The sequence below is a fragment of the Metabacillus mangrovi genome (assembly GCF_009711125.1).
Lineage (GTDB): Bacteria > Bacillota > Bacilli > Bacillales > Bacillaceae > Metabacillus_B > Metabacillus_B mangrovi.
This window is the reverse complement of the sequence record NZ_WMIB01000028.1, coordinates 21,124-44,321: the sequence shown is the minus strand read 5'-3', so window position 1 is coordinate 44,321 and position 23,198 is coordinate 21,124. Positions and strand designations below refer to the sequence as shown.

Genomic DNA, 23,198 nt, shown 5'->3' with positions numbered 1-23,198 from the left:
GAAATGATTGAACACAAACCGCGAGCAGCCGATTGTTTTGTTGATGAGAATTTCCTGTTCTTTGTTTGGGTAGATTCGGAATTTGTAGGCTTTGTGCGTTTTCAAACGTTTTCACCTCCTATATCTATTATAGGGAACTGATGTTCTTTCATTCAAGTGAAAAGCGATTCATCCCCCCACTTTACACTTCGCAAGAAGTTGAGGTCTTCTCGCCGGAGATGATAAAGGTTTGTCCCTTCAGCTCGAAAACCGCATACTGCACGGTTCCATCCTCATTGCGGAAGATGCTCTGGATGCCCAATCCCTTGAAACAGCTGTGTAAAACTTCATCGCTTCTTCCGCCTGTCCGGAAAACATAAAAAACGGGGTGATGGTCTGGTTTTGCATCGCACTCACTCCTTTTCGTTATGCCGTTAAAATTCTAGCGGAACTGCCGGATTCCTTCTTCAGCAGCGCATCATTTTCTGAATTGGGGCAGACTGGATACCTTTGTGCTCTGACCCCACCTGCCTTAAAGGAATGGGGGAACAAGCTTCTGTGCTCCAACCCTTTGTCCCGCCAGCACTTGTGCATACCGGGGACGGAGGTTTAGTGCTTTAGCGAATGTGGGGTCAGAGTTCTGCACTGACCCCACTTGCTTTAAAGGAGCGGGGGAACAAGCTTCCACGCTCCAAACCCTTATCCAGCCGGCACTTATCCATGACGGGGACGGAGGTTTAGTGCTTTAGCGAATGTGGGGTCAGAGCACCCCCCTGGTTCTGACCATCCAACGCCGCTCCTCCCTACAAAAAGAACGCAGCCGCCGTATACAGAACCACTGTGATCCCCGCTGCAATCAGTGCCGGCTTCAGCTTGAAACGGGCATATTTAATTACCGAGAGATTCAGGATCCGCGCAATTGTGTTCGTGTCATCGCTGAGCGGAGAGGCGAAGGCGCCGAACGTTCCGCTGGCGAATACGGCTCCAATCACGAGCGGGAGGGACAGGTCGGATGCGATGGCGATGGAAACGCCGAGCGGCATGAGGATGCCCCATGTTCCCCAGGCGGAACCGATAAAATAGGATACGGCGGCCCCAAAGACAAACAGGATTGGCACGAGCAGGTTTCCGGGAATCCATTGCGAGTGGCTCGTGATAAATCGGGAGAAGCCGAGTTCTTCACTGGCAGAGGACAGCCCCCATACAAAGGCAAGCAGGATAATGACCGACATGAGATCATTTCCTCCAAGGATAAAGCTGTTTAGCAGCTCGCCGGTTTTCATTTTTTGAAAGCGGAAGAACAGAAACGTGAGAATGAGTGCGACAAGCAGAGCGGTCAGCATTGCCGTCATCACATCTGCCTTGATGAAGGCTGCAAAAAATCCCGCTGTCTTCTGATGGCCGTCCCACCATGTGAAGAGGAACGTCAGGCCGACAACGAGAATGAGCGGGACGAACAGGTTCCACGGTTTTTCCGGCAGGTCTTTCCCGACTGACGGATCACACGTATGCCAGTCCTCTTCCTCCTGCTCTTTTTCACCAACCTTGTCCGGGTCGCTTTCCTCGGTTGATTTGGAGTGATGGAAAAAACTGAAATAAATGCCGACAAGGATGAGGACATAAGAGAAGAAGTTAAATGGGATGCTCTGCAGAAACAGCTGATAGGCATCCTCTTTTATGTTTTCGTTTTCCAGCGCCAGGTCAACTAGAGACGTCATATACCCGACGAATGCTGTAGCGATTGGAATGAGAACAATGATAGGAGTGGCTGTCGTTTCGATGACAAACCCGAGCTCCTGCGTAGACATTTTCACTTTTTTCAAAAGTGCACGCATGATTGGCGCAATGGTGACGAAGCGGAAGCTTGGGGCAGCAAATGTACCAAGCGTTGATATGTATGTGAGGAAGAGCGCTTCTTTTCTCGATTGAATCCTGGCTGATGCCGCTTCCACGAACCCTCTGATGCCGCCGGCAATCTTGATCATGCCAATCAGGCCTGTAAAAGCATAGAGGAACATGAAGATTTTAATATTGCCCGGATCAATAATGCCTTTCACGAGAAGATCAATCATTTTCGTTAACCCTCCAGCGAAGGAAGGCTCCAATAAATAAGCACCTGCGAGAAGGCCTGCAAACAAGCCGGGCAGCACCTGCTTCGTTTTAACGGCAATCGGGATGGCAATTAAAAAAGGGATAATAGAAAACCAGTCGTTTTGCATCGTCTCACCCTATCTGATGAAGGTCTTCAATAGGATGCGGAAGATGGGAGGGGTTTATTCTCTGGGTGTTTTGTTCTCTGCATTAAAAACTCGGCAAGATTTTCGGATTGCTCTAAATACAGAAATGCTTTTTTTACCTGTTTTTTTGTGCCGAAGTATCCAGCCGCGAAAAGCGGTTCCTTAAAGATGATTTCATATTTCACCTCGGCGCTGATTCCAAAAATATGAGTCAATACCCTCGGAAAGGCGGTAGCATGGAATACATGCTTTTCATGAATCATCCCTCCGTTCTTACCGTAGCGGATAGAAGTCTTTTGAATCCGCTCAATATCATCAGTGCAGAAGACAAGCTCTCTTCTCGCACCGATCTTCATTTCAATCCGTTCTCCCTCCACTCGAATGGGACTGTTCCTGACCCAGTTGTAGTCTCCGATTAAGTAAAGAATGCTGTATAGATGAAGCGCAGTAAAGATGTTGGCAATCGAAGGCTCTTCAGACTTTAAATAAATATGGAAGATAATCATCTCAATTATCTGTTCATGCAGCAGTGCGAGGAAAAGAAAGAAGTATGCTGAATTTTTATGAAGGGGGATTTGCTCGCCTCTCTCCTTCCACTTCCATCGGAAAAAGGCATAGTATAAGATTTTGCATTCCTTCACAAGGATGGTCCTAACGGGATGCTGTGTCATCTTTCCCTTTTTATGCTGCCATAGCAAAAAAAGAAAAAATCCGGTAAGCAACAGGCAAATGAGTAAGAAAGAGACCAGAAGCTGGCGGTCAGGCATGCTTCCTCAGCTCCGTCCAGTAAATGACGTACTGAGTGACACCCATCGCCGCAAGCAGCACCACCGGCAGATAGGGAAGATGGTTCAGATATGCCGTTGTTGCAATAGCTACCGGAATGATGGAGGCAAAAAAGATGTAAACCTTACGGGTTGCCTTGAATGTGATCCACTGCTGTCCTTCATCTTCTTCCCTGAACTCCATGGGCATCAAGGTCGGCTTGATCCGGTCAGCAGGATGTTTTTTGTTATAGAACGGAATGAATACAAGCAGGATCAGGATGGGGATTCCAAGTACCATTGGATCAAGTACGAGCCATGCTGGAACACATTCAGGATAATGATTGCCAATCATAATGAGCCCCAGCATCCCAATCAGCATGGCATTGAACAAAGGGGACTGAAAGATTTTTTTCAGCATCGTTTACTCTCCTCCTTCCAGGAAAAAGATTTCTTCTACAGGCACTTTGAATATTCCGGCTAACTTTAATGCAAGGGCAACCGATGGTGCATAGTCTCCTTTTTCAATCAGCCCGACTGTCTGCCTGGAAACTCCGGCTCTTTCGGCAAGCTCTTGCTGGGTCAGCCTGCACCGGGCACGCAGCTCTCTTACAGAATTTTTTAACATGTTATTTTCTCCCTTTTTATTCCTTTTGATTGTAAACGATTATTGGCAAAATGTAAATGATTGTTGTCATTTTAGTTAGTTTCTGAAGATTTGAATACTGTCATTAAGGGGTTTCGCAAATTAAATTTTTTTCGCAAATATCCGGCTGATTTTCGCAAACAAAAAAATTTTTCCGCAAATATCTTCTGGTTTTTCGCAAATAAAATCTCCGCTCCCCCAAATCAGTCGCCAAAATTGCCTGAAAACACATGCCTGATCAGCCTATACGGAAAAAATTGATCAAAAAACATGCAAAACACCCCGGGAACATGGTGTTCCCGGGGTGTTTCTCACTTTTTTACTTGTTATTTCTTCATCTGCTCATACTGAGCGGTGATTTCCGCTGTTAGTTCACTTCCCTGGTCGAGTTTGCTGACTTCGGAAAGCACGCGGCTTAAGCCTTGCTCTTGGATCATCCCCTGCAGTTCTTCTGATTCCGGATCTTCCTTTACATTGAACAGCAGCGCAGCGGCGATGGCTTTTGCCAGGTTTTCGACCGGCAGCCCGAGACGGCTTGCTTCTCTGGCCGGTTTAACGAGGCGGTCTTCCGGTCCAAGCTTGCGGATCGGGGAGCGGCCTACCCGTGTCACGCCGTCATGCAGGTATGGGTTTTGGAAGCGGCTGATGATTTTCTCGATGTACGCATTGTGCTCGTCTTCATTCAGTCCGTATGTTTGGGTGAGATAGGCGCCTGTTTCCTTCAAGGTGTTTTTCACTTGCTCATAGATGGCCGGATCGTTTAGTGCTTCGTCAATCGTTTCCTTGCCGGCAAGCCAGCCGAAGTACGCTGTGACGGCATGTCCTGTGTTCACCGTAAAGAGCTTCCGTTCGATGAATGGTGCCAGGTCGGGAACGGTGGTCATCCCTTCTACATGCGGAATCTCCTGATCGGTTTCCACTACCCACTCATAGTACGTTTCAACGAGTACGTCGAGGGAGCCCTTGTTGTTTTGAATCGGTACAATCCGGTCGACAGCTGAGTTAAAGAAGAACACCTTTCCTTCGAGCATTGGTTTTGTCTCATCGTCCAGCTGATCGAGAATATGTTTTTTCAGGATATCGGTCGCCCCGATCTGGTTTTCACAGGCGATCACATATAGCGGTGCTTCGTTTTCACGGACTCTTTTGGAGATTCCCTTCGCGATAAGCGGAGCGATTCTCGGAAGGATCGCCGGGCCGATTGCTGTGGTCACATATTCCGCCTCACCGATTGCTTGAATGACTTCCTGCTCCTGCTTCAAATTGTTCAAGCCTGACACGCTGGTGATTTCAGCTGTTTCCTGAGGATCAGCAGCAGTGTTCACTTTATAGCTTTTCTGGCTGTTCAATAAATCAATGATCTCATCGGCAATGTCTACGAAGGTGACATGGTAGCCTGACTGGGAGAACAAGGCTCCGATAAATCCTCTTCCGATGTTTCCGGCTCCAAAATGAACGTTGCTTTTCATCTTCATCATTCCTTTACGAGTTTATTTTGCAAATAGGCGTAGAATGTTTCTTCGAGTTTTCTGCGGATCATCTGTTCGTTTGATGAGGAAAAAATGAGCATGTTTTCATTGTTTTCTACGATGGCTGTGCTGATCAGGCTGATTATTTCAAGCTGTCTTGGGCGCACATCTTCCGGAGCGAGGAGCAGCAGGATGTTCCTTACCTGCATGTCCTCCCTGTCCATTCCTTTCAGCGTATAAGGCCTGTCGACATGTGCAACCCGAAAGATAAATTCTTTAACCCCGCTGTGCCTGGCATGGAAAAGGGCCATGCTCGTTCCCGGGATGCCAAGTCCCGCCTGACTTTCCCGTTCGGTCAGTTTTTCTGCGGCTTCCCCCGCGTGCTCAAGCAGCCCATCCTGTTCACATTCGGCTGCCATCTGCAAGAGCAGGTGATTATGACCGCCTTCATTTTTCCGGTCGGTTACGGAAAGATTTTTCAGGAACATCGTAATGGTTTGATGTGTATCTTCCATATCCTGAAGCAAATCTTCCAGCGGTTTCTGCGGAATGGATGTTTCCTGCCTGACAGGTCCCGGAGCCGGCTCTGCGTAGTGCTGCTTTTTCATAAAGCTTTCAATCTGCTCACCGAGGAAATGCCGGATCGATTCAATATCTGCTTCACTGAGCAGCGGATTGACGAGCACGTACTGCTGCTGGAAAAATGGAAGCCTTACTGTAGAGACGATTAGATCAAAATCAGCCGTATTCACTTCCTGTATTTCCTTTAATGACGTAATTTCAATCGACGAAATTTCCGGCATTTCCTTCTTCATCCGGCTTGCGAGCATTTTGGAGGTGCCAATACCGGTCGGGCAAATGACCAGTGCACGGATAGCAATCTCCTCTTTGCGCAGCTCAAGGGCTGATCCAAAATGAAGGACGATATAAGCAGCCTCATCCTCCGGAAAGCGGATATCGCTGAACTCCTTTTCGAGGCTCGCCGTTACCGCCATGAACAAAACCGGATACTTCTTTTTAATATCATCTGTCAGCGGATTAAAGGAAGCCAGTCCTTCCCTGATCCTGAAGAGTGAAGGCTCCATATGGGCGAACAGCCCCTGAAACAGGGAAAAGTCGGCATTCAGGTCGATGTTGAGCTTTTGGGATACCCTTTGAATGAGCCGTTTGATCGAACGGCCGATGACGACACTGTCATAATACACTTCTCCTGCCGCCTGAACGTTTGATCCTCTCCATATGACGGCGAGAAAGCGGATTTCCGCCTCAGTCAGCGTCAGTGAGAGCCGCTCCTCAAGCTGTTTGCTCAGCTCTTTCATGTTCTCGTATTCTTCGTAGCCCTTTATTTGCGGATCCAGTCCGGTTTCTGTCATGGCAAAACCGTCCTCATGGCGCTGCATCGTAATGCATAAATGGACAGCGAGGGCCATGTACGCACTGTCTGCAAGCTTGATGGAGCCTTTGTTTTTCTTGCTGAGCAGCCGGTCAGCCTCTTTTAAATACTCCGTTTTAAAGTAATGCAGTACTTTTTCGGATTGATTTTTGCTGCTCCGGAAGAGGATTTCGATGAGCTCATCGTTAAAAGACATCAGGATAAAGCTTGCGAGGGCTCTCCGCTTCGCATCTTCGCGGGCGACGAGCTCGACCCCTACCCCTTTTTTACGGGAAAGTTCGATCCCAAAGCTGTTCAGCCAGCCGGAAAGCTCGTCCAGATACGTGACAAGCGTCGTTACACTGATGCCAAGATCATTGGCGAGTGGAGCGAGCTTGATGGCTTCTTTTTCTTCCATAAGCCCGATCAGGATCAGCAGCTTTCTTTCTTCAGCTGATAAGTCGACGAGCTTAATGCTTGCCATCGTCTGAATCAGCTTAAAGATGTTTTCATTCTTGCCTGAGATGGAGAAGCCTTTATCGTGTGTCTTAACAAGAGTCAGCTGAAACGATTTTAGGATTTGCTCGATGTTTTTTAAGTCCCGCTGAACCGTCCGGATGCTGACGTTCAAGTAGACAGCAACGGACTGGGCTGTATGCTTGCCCGATGTTTTTATGATCAGCTCAATGATGGCTTTTTCTCTGGAGGTGACGAACATTTCATTCCTCCTTTCCTCTAAAAACAGGAATAGAAAGGCGGAAATCCGCCTTTCTGGTCCAGTGTTATTTATTTAATCCGCCGATGACATCCATCAGCTCTTCTTTTGTTTGCGCAGAAGCCATCTTCTCGATGTTCTCCATTTCAGAGCAAGTGACCGCGATGCCTGAAAGGATTTCAAGGTGGGTTCCGTCCTTGCCGGCAATTCCGAACAGAAGTCGTACCTTCTGTCCGCCAAAATCAACGCCGTCCGGAATTTGAAGGATGGTCACACCCGATTTGATCACCGCTTTTTTTGCATCCTCTGTACCGTGAGGAATCGCTACATCGTTGCCCATATAAGTGGATGTCATGTTATCCCGTTCGATCATGGCTTCAATGTACGATTCTTCCACATAACCGCCGTCCACAAGCACACGGCCGGCGAAACGGATCGCTTCGTCTTTATCGGCAAATTTCTGATTCAAGTAGATGTTTTCCTTAATCAGCACATCTGAATCGGAAGCTGTCTCAGCAGCGGGTGCTGCCTCAGCCTCAGCCGGAGCTTCAGCGGAAGACGCATTTTGCAGACGGTCAACGAGCTTATCATATTCCGGACTTTGCAGGAAGCTGTCCACGGAAATATGATACGCGTTCGGAACCTTGTTTTTCGCCCGCGGCGTCAGTTCCTCCTGAGTGATAACGATTTCCGCGTCACTCGGAAGATTGGAGATCGAAGAATTGACTGAAGTGATGTTCAACCCTGCTTCTTTAAACTTTTTCCTTAGTATGGAAGCCCCCATCGCACTGGAGCCCATTCCGGCGTCACAGGCGAAGATGACTTTATTTGGGTTCTCAGGGAATTCACCAGTTGGAGTCTGGGAAGCAAACGAAGCAGCTACACTGCTCTTTTTCCCTTTCATTTCCTGCATTCTGTTTGCCGCTTCTTCCAGGTCTGCTTCTTTCTCTTTGCTCGTCTTCAGGATAAAGGCTGATACGGCAAAGGAAACAGCAGCAGCAATCAGGATTCCAAGAATGTTCGCCAAGTACATCCCGCCGTCTTTAGGAGTAATAAGGAGAATGGCAATGATGCTTCCCGGTGAAACCGGACCAGACAATCCTCCGCCTAGAAGGACAAGAGTGAATACACCGCTCATTCCGCCCAATATTGCTGCAAAGATCAGCTTCGGTTTCATTAGAATATAAGGGAAATAAATTTCATGAATTCCCCCGACAAATTGAATGATGACTGCACCAGGTGCTGACTGCTTGGCATTGCCTTTGCCGAAGAACATGTAGGCAAGCAGAATTCCAAGGCCAGGTCCAGGGTTTGCTTCAAGAAGAAATAGGACAGACTCGCCATTCTGTTTTGCCTGCTCAAGGGCTATTGGAGAAAGCACTCCGTGGTTAATGGCATTATTCAGGAACAGAACTTTCGCAGGTTCGATCAAGATGCTGGTTAAAGGAAGAATTCCGAGTCCTACCATCCAGTCTACACCAGCAACGAGCCAGCCTGTGAATGTTTCAACAGCCGGTCCTACACCCAGGAACGACAGAACGGCTAACAGCCCTCCCAAAATCCCTGCTGAGAAGTTGTTGACCAGCATTTCGAAACCAGCTTTAATTTTCCCTTCAATCAGCTGATCAAATTTCTTAATAACAAATCCGCCAAGCGGACCCATAATCATCGCGCCAAGGAACATCGGAATATCCGTCCCTACAATGACACCCATTGTAGCGATGGCTCCGACCACGCCGCCCCGCTGGTCGTAAATGAGTTTACCGCCTGTATACCCGATCAGCAGCGGCAAAAGATACGTAACCATTGGTCCAACAAGCTCATTTAACGCTTCATTCGGCAGCCACCCTGTTGGAATAAACAGTGCGGTAATGAATCCCCATGCAATGAAGGCACCGATATTCGGCATAACCATTGAGCTGAGGAAGTTACCAAACTTTTGAACCCCAACTTTTATATTATTCTGAGCCATTCTGCTCTTCCTTTCTGTAATACGTCTTGATTTAAGTGTATTTTATAAAACGCTTTCATACAAACAATAAGAAAGGTGACTTTGTCGCAGAGGAAGGTGTCAAAACTTTTGATGCGGGCGGCAAGCCGTCTGAACCCTGCAGCCTATAGGCGCATATCCTGCTTTTAGATAGCATGAGCCTGGAGGGATCAGCCGATGTATGAGCATACCGCTTCTCCGCAATTCGCTTTTGATACGCGTGCCAGCACTCTTTTCCGTAAGGACAGCCGCAACTATATTAACATCATGGGAGCCAGGCAGCTGAACACAGTAAGGACTTCCCTGCTTGATATTTTTTTGAGCCGCGGCAATTATGTGGAGCCGCATTACCATCAAAATGCCGCTGAGCTGGTCTATTGCATCTCCGGTGCAGCGGAAGTTTCCATCTTGAATCCAAATACGAAACAGCTGCTTCAGTACAGGATCGGCCCTCAAGCGACAGTGAATGTGCCCCAGGGCTGGTGGCATTATGAAAAAGCATTGACCGATCAAACCCACCTATTGGCCATTTTTAATTCCCTGAACCCGGAAGTTGTGCTTGGATCTGATATTTTACACTTTACCCCTGCCACTGTTATGGCGGAAACATACTGCATGGATCAAGATGAATGGAAGCAAGCGACCCGGACGGTGAAGCCCGGAACGTATATCGGTCCTTACACGGATTGCGAACGGGATGAGGCTGAACGTTTTTGAAGGCTGTTTTCGTAAACTTTGTTGCTTTTTGAGGTCTTTATTTACTGAAGAAAAATATAACAAATAATGGTATAAATCTTTATTTGCGATATAATTTAGATAATTAAATAGATTAATGGGGGAAATAAATATGATTAAAAAATTCAAACTTTTGTCAGTTTCAATCATTTTATTAGTCATTTGTTTAATATCCTGGCAATTAGGTAATTATTTTGCAGCACCAGATGAAATGGATAGAGGAACTTCATTTGCAATTATGGGTTTCTTGGGAACAATCTTCTTTCTCTTTACGACCGTAATATTGGCTCTAATATCTTTAATTTCAAAGAAAGTTGATACACGTTAAATTTTTTTCGTTAGGACCATCTTTGGGTGGTTCTTTTTATATTGCTCGCAATGATAGAACCGTTGTTTTATTTGATTTTTGGCAGGCTGAAATAAACATTTGCTCAACTTGTTTTTCAAATGCTAAATTCTTCCCTAATTGAAGCCAACGAAACCAGTAAAGGTAGTTATCCAAGTATTTAGTTGCCACACCTTGAAAACGGTCCATCCAATCTTTTAAACGATGATGAAAGTTATTTACGTGCTGGATATGAAATATACCCTTCTTTACACGTTGTTTTTGTCTCTCGTTTATAGCTTCGTGTTGTAAGCCTTTTATTTTGGCAAATTTCTTGTAATTCGTTGCTGTGTCTGTGCATAGCAAAGCAGACGGTTCTATATACTTTCCAATCACAAGGTCTATTTCTTCCGCCCTAACACGCCCTGTGCCAGCTTTTCGAGCTACTGCATTACCATTACGGTCTTGGGCTACAACCACAGCGATTTTAAGGTTTGAAATCCCTCTCTTTGGGTCTTTACCACCACGTTCTTTAGGTTCTCTATGGGTAATTTTTCGCTCCCCTTTCATCGACTCTTTAAAGAATGTTTCGTCACTTTCAACAATTCCTTTGAGCTGTTCGAATCCAAGACTACCTAATGCGTTCAAAATTTTGTGTCTCCAATAGAATGCAGTAGAGATGTGAATTTTAAGGCGTTCAGCAATTTTAGGAAGTGTATATCCTTCTACCATCATTTCAATATATTTCACCCATTTTTCTGGGTAACGAGAACCTGAAAATGGTGTGTTCGTCATATCATTGAATGTTTTACCGCAATCGTTACATAAATAGCGTTGTCTTGTACGGTATTTACCATTTCGCTTTACCGATGTACTCCCGCAATGAACACAACCTATACCAGAAGCAAAACGAGCTTCTCTAATGGTTTTAAGCAACTCTGTAATTTTATCAGGTTCATCTGGAAACAAGTCTTCCTTCATAGCATTAAACAGTGCCATTTGTTCTGATTTTGATAGTTCGTTGAACTCTTCATAGATGTCTAACCACATAGCTGAACGCCTCCCGAAACCGTATTATATCAACATTCTATTAATATGGTCAAGAAAGCAACAATCTATACGAAAACAGCCTTTTTGAAAAAGGACTGGCAGCTGCCAGTCCCTCTTCTAAGCAAGCCGCAACTCCCCCATCCCTTCCCTGGCTATGCATGAAAAGGATGACCAGTGGGTTGATCCCCTTTTATCCCCTCCATTTCTTTTCTTTCCTATATATTGGAGATGCATTCCAATCAAGACAGGGGACTTTCCGCTCATTTCTTAAATAATGTACTGGTAATACAACTTTATCGGTTTATGTTCACCTTATTCGGGAAACTCTTTTTCAGGAGGCGATTCTAATGGGTCCAAAATTCAAGCTATTTCATAATGATGAGCATTTAAAAGAGGCAATTGATAAAATCCGCAATGACGGGGTTCGTGACGAGGATATTTATATTCTCTCTCATGACAACGATCATGTCAGACGCTCCCGGAAAGAAACGGATGCCAACAAAGTCGGCGTGAAGGTAACCGGGGTCGGGACAGCAACTAAGAACATTTTCAGAAGCAAAGATGACAAACTCGTTGTTAAGATGCAGAAAATCGGCTTTGATACGAAAAAAGCGGAACAGCTCGAAGAAGAATTGGATAAGGGAAAAACCCTTTTAATCGTCACAAACACGGATGAAGTTACATTTTAAATAAAGGAGGCGGAAAACAATGGACAAGTCTAAGCTAGCTAAAAACATGTTTAAAGGAAATACAGTGAAACGTACAGTAGCCGGCGGGATCCTTGGTGCAACCGTAGGATACTTTGCTACACCTGAACGAAGCAGGAAGATCCTTACCCTTATGGGAAATGAAGCTTTGAAGAATGCCGGAATTGATACAGATATGAGCAAGGTGACAAAAAATCTCGAAGGCATTGGCGGAAAGTCCAAGAAGGCTCTTGGAAAGCTCAATTTCATGAAGAAAAAGAAAAACGGCCAGGAAACTCCAGAGGGTGCGGATGAGCAGGAAATGAGTTCAGAAAATGAAACTCAGAGCAGCCAAAAGGAGAAAAGCAGCCGTAAATCGAAAAAAGGCAAGAACGAACAGAACAATGATGAGGATTACCAAGCCTTACAAGAACAGAAACGACAGCTTGAGGAACAAATGAAAGAGCTCAATGAAAAAATGGGCAAGTACTCCACGGAGTTCCCTGAAGATGAAGATGAGGAAGAAGAAGAATATACAGGCAGAGAGTCTGCTGAGTATGATGAAGAAGATCAAGATCAGAATGAGGACCAAAACGAGGATGATCTTGAAGACGATGAGGACGATCAGTACGAGGACGATCAGCAAGAAGATGAGGAAGAGGAAGAAGAAGAAGAGCCTGTAAGTGCCGAGCACAATGAAGACGAACAGGAGTCTGATTCCGAAGACGAAGAAGAGGACGGCAGCCAGCAAGACGATGAAGAGGAAGAAGAGGAAGAGGAAGAAGAAGAGGCTCGTGCAAAGCAGGAAGAAGAAGAAAACAGCGGGAAAACGGCAGATTCGAAGCAAGGACAGGAAAAGAGCGCTCCTTCTAAACGGACAGCCGCTGCGAGAAAAAGCACAGCAAAACCAAGTGCAGGTACAAAATCAAGACAAACGAAACGAGCTCCTTCTAAGTCCTCTTCCAGAGCAAAAGGCACAGACCAAAAGCTCGATAACCAATCCTCAAAGCAGGAAGAACCGGAACGCAAAAGAAGCACAATCTTAACTGCTGATGACGATACAGCCACTGGCTGATTCTCGGCTGCAGCCTGATTATATCAGGCTGTTTTTTTTTCCATAAAAGGAAGGCCCGGATAACCGGACCTTCCTTTTCCAGGAAGAACCCTGGAATATTCCTCATCCGCTGATTACCAGCGATGGGCTTTTGCGTTGCTGCGCAGAATAATATTCGTCTGCGACATCTCGGTGTGCCCATTGACTTGCGATTTGGAACGCTTCGGCCTTGTCCAATTGTGGTGAAATTGTGCGGAATGTTCATCTAATTGGTCACGGTAACTCATTCGTTCTTCACCTCGTCATCAGGATAGCTTGCGGATATTCGGTGAGGAATATCTTATATAGCTTGTCTCTTTCATGAAAATTTATGAGCTAATCAAACGTTTGTTTAACTGCCGCACATTACTGTGTAATCAGCTTATGTTTCGTTAAAATGCTCCTTGTGATCTCTTTTGCATCTGCAGATGTCCCGTCAATATGAGCAGCAAACGTGAACGTTCGTTTTCCGGATTCAATGATTCCGGTATACCAGCCTTTTCCCGATCCCTGCCCCGTTTTGGCATAAATCGTATAGCGGTCTCCTTCTTCCTGAACCATCATCCGTTTAACCGTCTTCATGACATCTTTATCGAAAGGCAGCTTTTCCTTGTGCAGGGCCTTCATAAATTCCACCTGCTCCATAGGGGATATTTTAAGCGTGCTGCTCAGCCAAAACTGGTCGATTCCGCCGCTGATATCCTTGTTCCCGTATGAAATTTTCGTTATCCATTCTTTCATCCTCTGCTCCCCGATGTCACGGGCCATCGCCTGGTAATACCAGACAACAGAATACCTCATTCCAGATCCAAGGGTGTGATCCTGGTTCCAGACAGGTATTTCCCTTTCCGTTCCGTCCCAATATTTAATGTCGTACTCATCCTCCACTGCACCTGTTTGAAGGCCGATCAAAGCATTGGGCACTTTGAAAGTGGATTCCGGAGCCGTTCTTTCCATTGCACGCTCTTCGTTGTAAACATAGGACTGGTCCTTTTTCACATCATGAAGGACAAAGGTACCATCATGAGAAGTGAAAAATTCCTCTGCCTGAAGCTTCCTGATCTTCTCCTGGCCGGCGAGTGCTTCTGCCTCCGGCTTCACCCAAACCGTCAGTGCGAAAGCTGCTGCTAATGCAGCCAGAACGGCAACCTTCTTTCCCTTTTTCATTTGCCTCTTCCTCCCCATTTGTTTTTACAGTCCCATTGTAACAGCGGAACCTTTTTCCTAACATGGGAGAACCATCAGAAAAAAATGATAAAAATCTGATAAATGACTGAATGTTCGGTACCTTCTATTTTTCCAGCATATAGCCTGTCCGGGGGACGGTGATTATTTTTTCGCCTGCTGACCCAAGCTTTTTCCTAAGGCGATAAACGAGTGCAGTCAGTTCCTCCTGATCGACCATGTCCGGCATGCTGTGGCAGCCAGTGAATCTCTCCGGCCATATTTGCTTTTTTATCTCCTCGTACAGAACAACCCGGTCACAGTTGTCATCAAGTAAGAGGAGCAGTTCCATATCCTTTCCGTTCAGCTGCAGCGGCTCCCCTTGAATATAGACCCGGCGCTTCTCTCTGCAGATCTTGAACAGCTCCTGCTCCAAGACCAGATCCCTCGTTTTTTCATGTTCCGTTTCAGCCTGATTAATAAAGGTGAGTTTCACTGCTCCTTTTGCCAGCGAAATGACATCCTGGTCACAGAGCACAGTCTGCTGGAACGGATCCAGCGGATAGCCATTTACATCAAGGCCATGCTTGCTTTTTAAATTGGTGATTGTATACATTCCATCTTCACATAAAATAACGGCATGTTTTCTTGATATGTATGGATTGGAAAAGTGAACGTCCAGCTTGCTGCCGCCGGATTTTCTTCCAATTAGAATTTTGCTGCGCTGCAGTGGAATGCGGTCCCCCTGTACATAACCATGGCCTTCTTCCACTCTGAGGCATACTTGGTGCATCGGCAAGACCTCCTGATCTGCTTTTCACCCATTATAACAAGTTCCTTTAAAAAGAAAGATAAGTAAATGCGTTTACGTCAAACAAACCGTTTACCGTCAGTTTAATTTCCGGGATGACAGGCAGCGCTAAGAAGGAAAGCATGACGAACGGATTAAACGGTTCCTGATACCCGATTTCTTTTAAAGAATGATGCACCTTTTCCATGTTTTCAATGACTTCCTCATACGGCCTGTCTGACATAAGCCCGCCGATGGAGAGAGGCAGCTCTGCAAGAATCCTTCCTGTTTCGCCGGCTACGGCCATGCCTCCTTTTAATTCCTGAAGGCGTATAATGGCAGCATGGATCGCTGCATCATGGGTCCCCACCGCCATAATATGGTGTGAGTCATGGGCTATGGTACAGGCAATCGCCCCGCTTGTGAATTTGAAGCCCTTGACGATTCCTATGCCTGCCTTCCCTGACGCTCGATGTCTCTCAACCGCTGCCAGCTTCAAATGATCCCGTTTTGTACATGGCACAAACTCACCGTTACAGGCGTTCGTTTTTTCCATTCGTTTTTTCGTAACAAGCTCATTCGGGATCAGCTGGATAACGGGTACTTCCTGGTCAGCCGGAACAGACAGGACAAGCCTGTTTTCAGGAAACGATCCGATATGCACAGAGTCACTCAGACTCTTCTCCGCTTGAATGGGCTCGAGGGTGCTCCTGCTGATCATTCTTCCGCCGGTCGCTGCTTCCGCTCCTTTGCGGAATACACGGCGGATCGGCAAAGCTTCCAGATCATCTGTCAGGATAAAATCCGCTTCAAACCCGGGTGCGATGGCCCCTTTCTTCTTCAGCCCGTAGCATTCAGCCGCGTTCAGGGAGGCCATCTGAATCGCGGTCAGCGGCTCGATCCCGCTTTTGATGCAAAGCCGGACAAGGTGGTCAATACTGCCTTCCTCCTTCAGCTCATCGAGATGCTTATCATCCGTACAGAGAATAAACCTCCTCGCGTTCCGGCTGGACACGGCCTCAACAACAGCAGGAAGGTTCTGCGCGACAGAACCCTGCCTGATTTGGACGTACATCCCCCTGCGCACGCGGTTCAGTGCTTCTTCTGCTGTGGTGACTTCATGATCTGTCCGGATTCCGGCAGACCGGTACACGTCAATCATTTCCGGTGAAAGCCCTGCAAGATGCCCGTCAATCGGCATCAACCGGCTATTAGCCATGCTAATTTTCCGAAGCATATCCCCGTCTCCTTTAAGCAGGGCCGGGTAATCCATCACTTCAGCAAGCCCGAGGACATTTGGATGATCCGCGAACGGCTCCAGGTCCTCCGCGCGAAGTACCGCCCCGCTCTCCTCAAAGGCGGCTGCCGGAACACATGAGGGCAGCATCATCCGCACATCCAGCAGCAGCTTCTCAGACTGCTCCAGCATAAAACGGATCCCCTCTGCCCCTGCCACATTGGCAATCTCATGCGGATCCGCGATGACCGTCGTCACTCCATGAGGCAATACAACCTTCGCAAATTCAGCCGGCGTCACCATGGAAGATTCAATATGAACATGCGAATCAATGAAGGAAGGAATCAGATACATCCCTTCCGCATCAAGAATCTCCTTAGCTTCCCGCTTCGTGCTGCTGATAAACTCTCCGTCCTTAATGGCGAGATCCATCTTTACAATCTCATGATTAAACACATCTGCCACCCAGGCATTTGTAATGAGAAGATCTGCCTTTTCATTCCCTGCTGCGGCATCGATTCTCTGTTTTAGCTGATTCATCGGCATAAAAAAACTCCTCTCACATGGACTTAGGAGAAGAGTTGGCAAAAATAGCTCTATTCTTCTCGTAGTCAAACTATTTACGGCAGTTTGGTAGAAACTTATGGACCTTATCTCCAAGATTATACGAGGTGCTTGATTGAATTGTTTTTCTTATGTTAATGGATTCACATGGTGGAGTCAATGGTTATTCCAGAGAGCTTACTCGGCTGATCAGGGTTTTATGGATTTCACCATCGTTGATACTCCGCTGACACCAATGAGCCGATTAATGAATCCCGGAACCTTCTGATGCTTCACCACTTTGAATCCAAGCCGGCTGTACAGTTTTTTTGCCTGCGGATTCTCATCGATTACATCGAGTTTGATTGAAGTATAGTTTCCTTCTTCAGCGAGCTCGATAAGTGCCGCAAAAAGCTTCGTGCCTGCTCCCATTCCTCTGGACGATGCAGAAACCGAGATTGAATCCATTAACAATTCTTCAGGATGAGACGGCTTTCTGCTGAAAAGCACATGAGCTGCAAATGCTTTAAGCCTTCCTTTAAATGGACCGAATTCGTCGATAAAATCCTTAAGGGTCAGGTCAGCGAGAGATTTCCCATTCATATGATAACCGGCAACCCCCACAAGCTCTCCCTCTTCCGTTATTGCGCATAGTGCATTCTGAGGATTAAATCCTTTTAAAAATAACTGATGTGCTCTCTGTTTATTTCCAATAATCCTGACAAACTTCCGCTCAAAAGCTTCCGTAAAGATTTTTGCAGCATCTGAGACGAGGTGGGATGGAATCCCTTTTTTTATGATAAGTCTCAAGCTTAGCACCATCCTTTTTATTGTTTAGTGAACTTAACTAAATAATAAAGGGAATTCCCTAGTTTAGCAACCGCCTGTAAAAATTGGAAAAACCTCTTGATCCACGGATGGAAAAAGAGGTTTGCTTGTAATGATGCAGGCCGACATTAAGTACCTGTGCTCTTGGAATCTACACTTTCTTCTGCAGTGTGCGGGTGAATCGTCTTAATCTTATATATAAAGTAATAGTGTTTATAGAGAGCCAGGATGATGAGAACAATCCGCACAAAAAGGATGTCCACATACAGGATGGAAGCCAGGATACACGCATCGGCTATCAGATTAATCCTGATTTTCTCGGCCCGCTTCATTCCTTTTTTCTGCAGGAATGCCAGGACATATTTTTTATAGACCCAGGTGTTCTTGAACCAGCGGTCTGCCCTCTTTGAGCTTCTCGCAAAGCAAAAGACCGCAATCAGGTAAAACGGACCGCCCGGCAGAACCGGCAGGAACGTTCCTGCAATCCCGATAACGAGTGCAATCGATCCGATTGAAACCAACAGGATCGTTTTTATCATTTTCATTGTATTCATGAAATCTCCCCTGCCGTTTATCCTTCTCTCCACTTTAACAAAGAAAATCCAAACCTCCAAAGCTTATACCTGGATAAAAATATGGAAATTCAATGACTATATATGCCTGTACACTTCCTTTTATTCAAGCAGCCAACCTTTTTTTTCATCTTTCTATAAAAAGATATTTTTTCCATGTTAAAAAATGTATAATAAAATAGAACAGCCGTTCAATTTAAGAAAGGAGTTCATAGAGCTATTGGATAAAAGAAGGTACAACAGTGAACTTGCCAAACGTGAAATACTGAAACAATCCTTTACCCTGTTTTCTCAAAAGGGGTATACGCAAACGTCCGTACAAGACATTTCAAAAGCATCAGGCTACAGCAAAGGACACATCTATTATCACTTTCAGAATAAAGAAAAGCTTTTTGTACTGCTGGCTCAAAAAACGATGAAGGATTGGTATGACAAGTGGAGTGTAAAGGAAGCGGAGTATGGGACAGCATCAGAGAAAATGTACGGTATGGCCTTGCACGTCCTTTATAATTATCAAACTCCTTTACTAAAGGCAGGTCAGGAGCTTGCTTCGAACCAAGATTCAAGTCCTGAATCCGTGAAGCAATTGTATGAGCTGGCGGTTATTCCGATGGGTGCATACCGTGCAATCCTTGAAGAAGGAGAAGAGAAGGGAGAATTCTCAGCCGGAAACAATGATCAACGGACTGTTCTTTTAGGTACATGGCTTGGCGGACTGTGCCAGCTGACGAACACACAGGAACTGATTGCACTTGAGCCTCTTTTTAACCAGGCAATAACCATCTTTTTAAATTCCATTAAAGCAAAGGGGACATAAAAAATGAAAATCGGATTAATTGGAGACAGTTTAACAGAGGGGCGTCCCGGCATTTCTTTTGCAAAAATCCTGTTAGAAAAATTTCCGCATCATACATTTCACAACCTCGGGAAACCTGGAGAGTCCGTCAAAAGTTTATACACCCGGCTTTCAAAGACTGAATTGGATTCTGATTTCGATCTTGCCTTTCTGTGGATTGGAGTAAATGATGTTTATTCCAAACTATTGGGCGTTCAGGCACAGCCTGTGGCAGAGAATCAAGATGAGTTCAGAGAATTTTACCGAAAATCACTGGAGCTCGTTTTAGCATCTTCAAAAAAGACAGTAGCCGTAACACCCGCGCTCATCGGTGAAGAATTGACTAATGCTTCTAATCGTGAATTAAGAGAATTAAATGCCCTGATCCAATCGGTCATCCGCTTGCACCCAAATGTCCATTTTCTAAACCTTCAATCCGTCTTCGAAGAGCACTTATCCGATGTCAGCTGCTCTGATTACATCAGCACGAAGGTCATGAGGGTCATGATGGATGTGCTTTTTTATAAGAAGCCTGCAAGCATTGACCGCTTATCAGAAAAGCGCGGCCTCCATTTTACATTGGATGGAATTCATTTAAACAGTGCAGGGGCCCAAATCGTTGCAGACGCCTATTCGGCTGAGATCAATCAGCTTGGTTTTGAAAGAATAGATGCACTTCACTAGATAGACTTTATTCTGATAAAGGAGTGAATTAGCCGGAGGATAAATTAGGAAAGTATGATGCCAGTCTACCTATATGAAAACTAAAAAAGAACGGATCCTAAAGATCCGTCCCTGCCATTTTATTTATCAGCATCCTCTATCCATTCCACTATCGGTGCACCTTTCTCATCCAGCAAGGGGGTAAGTCCGCTGCCCTGTGCGTTCCACGTATGCAAATAGTTTACTCCTGTTTGACGGTCAACGAGAATATAAATCAGGCCGTGCTGAGAATTTTGCACCAGCTTTTCATCAAAACGCTTTTCGGTTTTTTTACCAAACATGAATCATCCACTCCTTTAATGATTTAGCTCTGTTAAACTTGGCTGTTGATTTCCGTTGCAGGCGCTCGCTTTCCGCGGAGCGGGCGGTGAGCCTCCTCGCCGCTTTGCGCCTGCGGGGTCTCACCTGTCCCGCTGCTCTCAAGCTCCCAGTCTCGCACCTTCCACTCCAATCAACAGGTGTTAAAAGATCAACACCATGCTTTAACAAAGCCAATGGTTTTAATTGGAGAATAAACACTGCTTATCGATCCAGTCCGTTTTTCTTATAGGCGTATGCAAAAACTGCTAAAGAAGCAACCAGCCAGCCTATGAGTACTCCGATGTCGGTGACATTCCATATATACCCGTTTTCGGAGACGATACCGTTCACATAGTTTGTCAGCACCCCTGTGTACGTATAATCCAATATGGCGGACAGATCCTCCTGGAGAAGCTTCACTGCCGGTACGGAAGTCAGCAGCAAAGTGATTGGCGTGCCTAATAAGGAAGCCTGTGCCTGATTTTTCGAGAGAATTCCAATTATATACCCGATGATCAGGCTGATCAGGCTCGCTGCAGTTGTCATGATGAAGAAGGTTCCAAATGGGATTTCCCCAAATGAAGACCCGCTCACAGGAATCATCAGCAGGTTGACCAGGATCAACAGCAGCAAAGGGGGGAGCAGGGTTCCTATCAAGTACTCCAGGCTGTTTACAGAGGACGTCATGAGTACCCTCAATGTGTTCTTTTCCTTTTCTTCTGCTAATGGCGCACTGCTCATAGAGATTCCTGCTATCGCGATGTTGAAAATAATCCCGAAGCTCAAGGCGAATGCATCCGTTGAGAAGGATACTCCACTATTATCTACATCTACATCCGGCATAATATTCTTTATGCCGATCACAAATCCCAAAGCGAGAATCGGCCCTAACATGACGCCCGTATTATTCAGCAGCGTCTGAAATTTCATAGCCGTGATGGCTCTGACTTTTCTTGCTGAAATCCTCAACGCAATTCCCTCCCCGTCAGTTCCAGGAACACTTTTTCTAATGTCGGTTCATTGGAATGAATCGTAACAAGCTCACCATTGGCGATCCACTGCCGGATCTTTTCCCCTGTTTCCTCAGAGTGAGGCAGTATAAATTCCCGCTCATCCTCCAATCGGATCTGATACTGTTTGTTTCGGTTGTACTTTAGGCACAGCGCTTGAGGAGCCCCATGCTCTACAATTACCCCCTCATGAAGAAGAGCAACATGATTACATAGTTTAGCCGCCTCGTCCATATTATGGGTCGTAAGGAAAATAGCCGTCCCCGTTTCTTTAAGTTCCAGCAGCAATTCGTGAACAGCTGCAGCTGTGCTGGGATCTAAGCCGCTCGTTGGCTCGTCTAAAAAGAGCACCTTGGGATGATGCAGGATAGCTCTGGCTAAAACGAGCCGCTGCGCCATTCCCTTTGAGAGCTTACCGGCAATTTTATTCTTGTGCTCGAACAGGCCTACTCTTTTCAAAAGATCATCAATCCGTTCTTTATCAATTCCCAGGATCTTTGCAAAAAGCTTCAAGTTGCTGTATACGGTCATTCTTTCATATAATCCGCTGTTATCTGTCACAATGCCGACTTGCTCATAAATGCTTTCATTGATTTGTTCGATTGGCTTTCCTAATACCGCTGCCTTTCCTGACGTTTGTGCCATTTGCCCGGTTAGGATTTTAATCGTAGTTGTTTTCCCTGATCCAGAGGGACCTAAAAATCCAAATATTTCACCTGAACGGACTGAAAAACTTATTTTTTTTAAGGCGGGTTCATTTTTGAACTGTTTGGTTAATTGTTCAGCATGAATCACTGTTTGTTCTTCCATTTACTCCTCTCCCCTATTTAAAAAGTTGGGTGTTTGATGAAGCTCCCCATCTGTTTTAAAGTTTAGTGCAGTGTAAGGGGAAAGTCGTAAAAACCCGCTGAACCGTACTGTAAAAAGCCCAAATGCAGTAAAAAAAGGCTGAAATGTACTCATTTCTGCCTCACTGGTACGCTAAAAATCGAGCAATTGCTTCATTTCTTCTAAACGGGTCCGGGAAAGAGGAAGCTTTACATTCGGATGGCCTTTTAAAATCAGCGTGTAGCTGTTCTTTGAATAACTGATCAATTCTGAGACCCGCTGCAGGTTCACTAAATAGGAGCGGTGGCATCTAAAGAAACCAAATGTGATTAATTTCCCTTCGAGGTCATTCATAGTCAAGTCTGTCGGGAAGTACTCTTCATTAACGCGTATATGGCTCACACTGTTGATGCTTTCAATATAATCGATTTCATCAGGACTGAAAAAGATGGTTTTATCTGCTAATTTGCATGTTACTTTGAAAACACGGTTTGGCTTGAGGGGTTCGCTCTCTTTCTTTTGCATAAAAATCTGATCCGGGTCCTCGGCGAAAAGATCCGTTTTTTCCAGTCCCGTTGTCTGGTTATAGCGGTAGATCTCACTGCTTAACAGCAATAGATCTTCAATCGAATTGGAGGTGATGACAGTGGCGGTGTTACCGGAACGGACATGTTCAACGGCTTTTAAATAAAGATCAATTCCTTCTCCTGATAAATTAGTTAACGGATTTTCAATTAACAGCACATCCGGAGAAAACATAGACATTCGAAATAAGCTGACCCTGCTTTTCTGATCATCTGTTAATTTTTTTATTTTCGTATCCCACACATCCAGCAGAGAAAAGGCTGCTATGGAATCCTCTAAAGGGTCCGGAAAATCTGCAAGCTGCTTAAAAAATTTCAGGTACCCTTGGACAGTCAGCGAATCATATAAGCCATCCTCTTTCATGTGTGAAAGAATCGATTCTGTCTCTCTGTGGATATGGCCGCTGGAAGGAGGAATTCTCCCCTTGATCAAATCAAACAGCACGACACTTTCTTCATTGGACATCTTGATCCCGATTTGCGAGGACTCACCAATCACTAAATCTACATTCTTTAAGATCATCCGGTGGGCTTCTTCTTTCATTACTTGATTTAAAGAAACAAAAGTCATCATAAACACACTTTCTTTACTTATTTATGTACTTGGTTCTTATGTCATATCCGCAGGTAAGGTATCAGCCAATGAATTCCTCAGCCATAAAAACACCCCTTTAGATAACTATAATCTAAAAGGGTGAGCCTTTGCTTTATTTTCATTGAACT

The 23,198-nt window shown here is 45.5% G+C and carries 26 protein-coding genes and 1 riboswitch; of the genes, 6 read left to right on the top strand and 20 right to left on the bottom strand.

The window, feature by feature from the left end; all coding sequences use genetic code 11:
- The 9 genes from GKZ89_RS18660 to GKZ89_RS18620 form a co-directional block, all read right to left on the bottom strand.
- Positions 1-105 (bottom strand): helix-turn-helix domain-containing protein (locus GKZ89_RS18660; protein WP_155111715.1); only part of this gene is annotated, 105 nt, incomplete at its 3' end.
- 132 nt (positions 106-237) lie between these two features.
- Complete coding sequence (locus tag GKZ89_RS18655) at positions 238-387, bottom strand: VOC family protein (protein WP_338324951.1); 150 nt, start codon at positions 385-387, stop codon at positions 238-240.
- Between the two features lie 395 nt (positions 388-782).
- Positions 783-2,198, bottom strand: a complete 1,416-nt coding sequence (locus GKZ89_RS18650) for a Na+/H+ antiporter NhaC family protein (protein ID WP_155113912.1) — start codon at positions 2,196-2,198, stop codon at positions 783-785.
- 26 nt (positions 2,199-2,224) lie between these two features.
- Complete coding sequence (locus tag GKZ89_RS18645) at positions 2,225-2,887, bottom strand: hypothetical protein (RefSeq protein ID WP_155113911.1); 663 nt, start codon at positions 2,885-2,887, stop codon at positions 2,225-2,227.
- Between the two features lie 88 nt (positions 2,888-2,975).
- A complete protein-coding gene (locus GKZ89_RS18640) occupies positions 2,976-3,401 on the bottom strand; it encodes a hypothetical protein (RefSeq protein ID WP_155113910.1) in 426 nt (141 codons plus the stop codon).
- A gap of 3 nt (positions 3,402-3,404) precedes the next feature.
- Entirely contained in the window at positions 3,405-3,608 is a 204-nt protein-coding gene (locus tag GKZ89_RS18635; protein WP_155113909.1) for a helix-turn-helix transcriptional regulator, read from the bottom strand.
- Between the two features lie 344 nt (positions 3,609-3,952).
- On the bottom strand, positions 3,953-5,095 hold the full coding sequence (locus GKZ89_RS18630) for a mannitol-1-phosphate 5-dehydrogenase (protein WP_155113908.1): 1,143 nt from the start codon (positions 5,093-5,095) through the stop codon (positions 3,953-3,955).
- Positions 5,096-5,100: 5 nt separating this feature from the next.
- Positions 5,101-7,185 (bottom strand): BglG family transcription antiterminator, encoded by a 2,085-nt coding sequence (locus GKZ89_RS18625; protein WP_155113907.1) that lies wholly within the window; start codon positions 7,183-7,185, stop codon positions 5,101-5,103.
- 64 nt (positions 7,186-7,249) lie between these two features.
- Positions 7,250-9,154 carry a PTS mannitol transporter subunit IICBA gene (locus GKZ89_RS18620; protein ID WP_155113906.1) on the bottom strand — a complete coding sequence of 635 codons (1,905 nt, stop codon included), beginning with the start codon at positions 9,152-9,154 and terminating at the stop codon, positions 7,250-7,252.
- 195 nt (positions 9,155-9,349) lie between these two features.
- Between GKZ89_RS18620 and GKZ89_RS18615 the strand changes: the two genes are divergently transcribed.
- Positions 9,350-9,889 (top strand): cupin domain-containing protein, encoded by a 540-nt coding sequence (locus GKZ89_RS18615; RefSeq protein WP_155113905.1) that lies wholly within the window; start codon positions 9,350-9,352, stop codon positions 9,887-9,889.
- A gap of 130 nt (positions 9,890-10,019) precedes the next feature.
- Positions 10,020-10,235, top strand: coding sequence for a hypothetical protein (locus GKZ89_RS18610; protein WP_155113904.1), 216 nt, complete (start codon positions 10,020-10,022; stop codon positions 10,233-10,235).
- 36 nt (positions 10,236-10,271) lie between these two features.
- Here the strand turns inward: GKZ89_RS18610 and GKZ89_RS18605 are convergent, their stop codons facing one another.
- Entirely contained in the window at positions 10,272-11,282 is a 1,011-nt protein-coding gene (locus GKZ89_RS18605; protein WP_155113903.1) for an IS1595 family transposase, read from the bottom strand.
- Between the two features lie 347 nt (positions 11,283-11,629).
- Between GKZ89_RS18605 and GKZ89_RS18600 the strand changes: the two genes are divergently transcribed.
- Together GKZ89_RS18600 and gvpT are read left to right on the top strand one after the other, a co-directional pair.
- Positions 11,630-11,971, top strand: coding sequence for a YflT domain-containing protein (locus GKZ89_RS18600; RefSeq protein ID WP_155113902.1), 342 nt, complete (start codon positions 11,630-11,632; stop codon positions 11,969-11,971).
- 19 nt (positions 11,972-11,990) lie between these two features.
- Positions 11,991-13,043 carry a GvpT/GvpP family gas vesicle accessory protein gene (gene gvpT, locus GKZ89_RS21065; protein ID WP_155113901.1) on the top strand — a complete coding sequence of 351 codons (1,053 nt, stop codon included), beginning with the start codon at positions 11,991-11,993 and terminating at the stop codon, positions 13,041-13,043.
- A gap of 113 nt (positions 13,044-13,156) precedes the next feature.
- Here gvpT and GKZ89_RS18590 read toward each other — a convergent pair whose 3' ends face one another.
- The 6 genes from GKZ89_RS18590 to GKZ89_RS18565 form a co-directional block, all read right to left on the bottom strand.
- Positions 13,157-13,309, bottom strand: coding sequence for a YpzG family protein (locus GKZ89_RS18590; RefSeq protein ID WP_155113900.1), 153 nt, complete (start codon positions 13,307-13,309; stop codon positions 13,157-13,159).
- Between the two features lie 118 nt (positions 13,310-13,427).
- Entirely contained in the window at positions 13,428-14,228 is an 801-nt protein-coding gene (blaOXA, locus tag GKZ89_RS18585) for a class D beta-lactamase (RefSeq protein WP_155113899.1), read from the bottom strand.
- Positions 14,229-14,352: 124 nt separating this feature from the next.
- A complete protein-coding gene (locus GKZ89_RS18580) occupies positions 14,353-15,018 on the bottom strand; it encodes an FHA domain-containing protein (RefSeq protein ID WP_155113898.1) in 666 nt (221 codons plus the stop codon).
- Positions 15,019-15,064: 46 nt separating this feature from the next.
- Positions 15,065-16,798, bottom strand: a complete 1,734-nt coding sequence (gene ade / locus GKZ89_RS18575; RefSeq protein WP_430697634.1) for an adenine deaminase — start codon at positions 16,796-16,798, stop codon at positions 15,065-15,067.
- Positions 16,799-16,840: 42 nt separating this feature from the next.
- Positions 16,841-16,942, bottom strand: a riboswitch (purine riboswitch).
- Between the two features lie 63 nt (positions 16,943-17,005).
- A complete protein-coding gene (locus GKZ89_RS18570) occupies positions 17,006-17,605 on the bottom strand; it encodes a GNAT family N-acetyltransferase (RefSeq protein ID WP_162357083.1) in 600 nt (199 codons plus the stop codon).
- A gap of 146 nt (positions 17,606-17,751) precedes the next feature.
- Complete coding sequence (locus GKZ89_RS18565; RefSeq protein ID WP_241680323.1) at positions 17,752-18,177, bottom strand: YbaN family protein; 426 nt, start codon at positions 18,175-18,177, stop codon at positions 17,752-17,754.
- Positions 18,178-18,415: 238 nt separating this feature from the next.
- On the opposite strand from GKZ89_RS18565, the gene GKZ89_RS18560 reads away from it, so the two are divergent.
- Positions 18,416-19,012: a TetR/AcrR family transcriptional regulator gene (locus GKZ89_RS18560; protein WP_155113896.1), complete on the top strand. Its 597-nt coding sequence runs from the start codon at positions 18,416-18,418 to the stop codon at positions 19,010-19,012.
- A gap of 3 nt (positions 19,013-19,015) precedes the next feature.
- Positions 19,016-19,714, top strand: coding sequence for an SGNH/GDSL hydrolase family protein (locus GKZ89_RS18555; RefSeq protein ID WP_155113895.1), 699 nt, complete (start codon positions 19,016-19,018; stop codon positions 19,712-19,714).
- 119 nt (positions 19,715-19,833) lie between these two features.
- On the opposite strand, the gene GKZ89_RS18550 is transcribed toward GKZ89_RS18555, so the two are convergent.
- From GKZ89_RS18550 to GKZ89_RS18535, 4 genes are all read right to left on the bottom strand, one after another.
- On the bottom strand, positions 19,834-20,034 hold the full coding sequence (locus GKZ89_RS18550; RefSeq protein WP_155113894.1) for a DUF6440 family protein: 201 nt from the start codon (positions 20,032-20,034) through the stop codon (positions 19,834-19,836).
- Positions 20,035-20,275: 241 nt separating this feature from the next.
- Positions 20,276-21,022 (bottom strand): ABC transporter permease, encoded by a 747-nt coding sequence (locus GKZ89_RS18545; protein WP_155113893.1) that lies wholly within the window; start codon positions 21,020-21,022, stop codon positions 20,276-20,278.
- The gene (locus tag GKZ89_RS18540; protein ID WP_155113892.1) at positions 21,019-21,873 is read right to left on the bottom strand and encodes an ABC transporter ATP-binding protein; all 855 of its coding nucleotides are present in this window, start codon (positions 21,871-21,873) and stop codon (positions 21,019-21,021) included. Before GKZ89_RS18540 ends, GKZ89_RS18545 begins: the two co-directional genes overlap by 4 nt.
- A 171-nt stretch (positions 21,874-22,044) precedes the next feature.
- Entirely contained in the window at positions 22,045-23,049 is a 1,005-nt protein-coding gene (locus GKZ89_RS18535; protein WP_241680322.1) for a LytTR family transcriptional regulator DNA-binding domain-containing protein, read from the bottom strand.
- Between the last annotated feature and the right edge of the window lie 149 nt (positions 23,050-23,198).

Coding starts and splice junctions, on each gene's coding strand:
- GKZ89_RS18600 (WP_155113902.1), top strand. CDS start 11,630: ATGGGTCCAAAATTCAAGCTATTTCATAATGATGAGCATTTAAAAGAG.
- GKZ89_RS18655 (WP_338324951.1), bottom strand. CDS start 387: ATGCAAAACCAGACCATCACCCCGTTTTTTATGTTTTCCGGACAGGCG.
- GKZ89_RS18625 (WP_155113907.1), bottom strand. CDS start 7,185: ATGTTCGTCACCTCCAGAGAAAAAGCCATCATTGAGCTGATCATAAAA.
- GKZ89_RS18650 (WP_155113912.1), bottom strand. CDS start 2,198: ATGCAAAACGACTGGTTTTCTATTATCCCTTTTTTAATTGCCATCCCG.
- GKZ89_RS18590 (WP_155113900.1), bottom strand. CDS start 13,309: ATGAGTTACCGTGACCAATTAGATGAACATTCCGCACAATTTCACCAC.
- gvpT (WP_155113901.1), top strand. CDS start 11,991: ATGGACAAGTCTAAGCTAGCTAAAAACATGTTTAAAGGAAATACAGTG.
- GKZ89_RS18580 (WP_155113898.1), bottom strand. CDS start 15,018: ATGCACCAAGTATGCCTCAGAGTGGAAGAAGGCCATGGTTATGTACAG.
- GKZ89_RS18555 (WP_155113895.1), top strand. CDS start 19,016: ATGAAAATCGGATTAATTGGAGACAGTTTAACAGAGGGGCGTCCCGGC.
- GKZ89_RS18550 (WP_155113894.1), bottom strand. CDS start 20,034: ATGTTTGGTAAAAAAACCGAAAAGCGTTTTGATGAAAAGCTGGTGCAA.
- GKZ89_RS18535 (WP_241680322.1), bottom strand. CDS start 23,049: ATGATGACTTTTGTTTCTTTAAATCAAGTAATGAAAGAAGAAGCCCAC.
- GKZ89_RS18630 (WP_155113908.1), bottom strand. CDS start 5,095: ATGAAAAGCAACGTTCATTTTGGAGCCGGAAACATCGGAAGAGGATTT.
- GKZ89_RS18565 (WP_241680323.1), bottom strand. CDS start 18,177: ATGAATACAATGAAAATGATAAAAACGATCCTGTTGGTTTCAATCGGA.
- ade (WP_430697634.1), bottom strand. CDS start 16,798: ATGCCGATGAATCAGCTAAAACAGAGAATCGATGCCGCAGCAGGGAAT.
- GKZ89_RS18640 (WP_155113910.1), bottom strand. CDS start 3,401: ATGCTGAAAAAAATCTTTCAGTCCCCTTTGTTCAATGCCATGCTGATT.
- GKZ89_RS18605 (WP_155113903.1), bottom strand. CDS start 11,282: ATGTGGTTAGACATCTATGAAGAGTTCAACGAACTATCAAAATCAGAA.
- GKZ89_RS18540 (WP_155113892.1), bottom strand. CDS start 21,873: ATGGAAGAACAAACAGTGATTCATGCTGAACAATTAACCAAACAGTTC.
- GKZ89_RS18610 (WP_155113904.1), top strand. CDS start 10,020: ATGATTAAAAAATTCAAACTTTTGTCAGTTTCAATCATTTTATTAGTC.
- GKZ89_RS18615 (WP_155113905.1), top strand. CDS start 9,350: ATGTATGAGCATACCGCTTCTCCGCAATTCGCTTTTGATACGCGTGCC.
- GKZ89_RS18620 (WP_155113906.1), bottom strand. CDS start 9,154: ATGGCTCAGAATAATATAAAAGTTGGGGTTCAAAAGTTTGGTAACTTC.
- blaOXA (WP_155113899.1), bottom strand. CDS start 14,228: ATGAAAAAGGGAAAGAAGGTTGCCGTTCTGGCTGCATTAGCAGCAGCT.
- GKZ89_RS18645 (WP_155113911.1), bottom strand. CDS start 2,887: ATGACACAGCATCCCGTTAGGACCATCCTTGTGAAGGAATGCAAAATC.
- GKZ89_RS18635 (WP_155113909.1), bottom strand. CDS start 3,608: ATGTTAAAAAATTCTGTAAGAGAGCTGCGTGCCCGGTGCAGGCTGACC.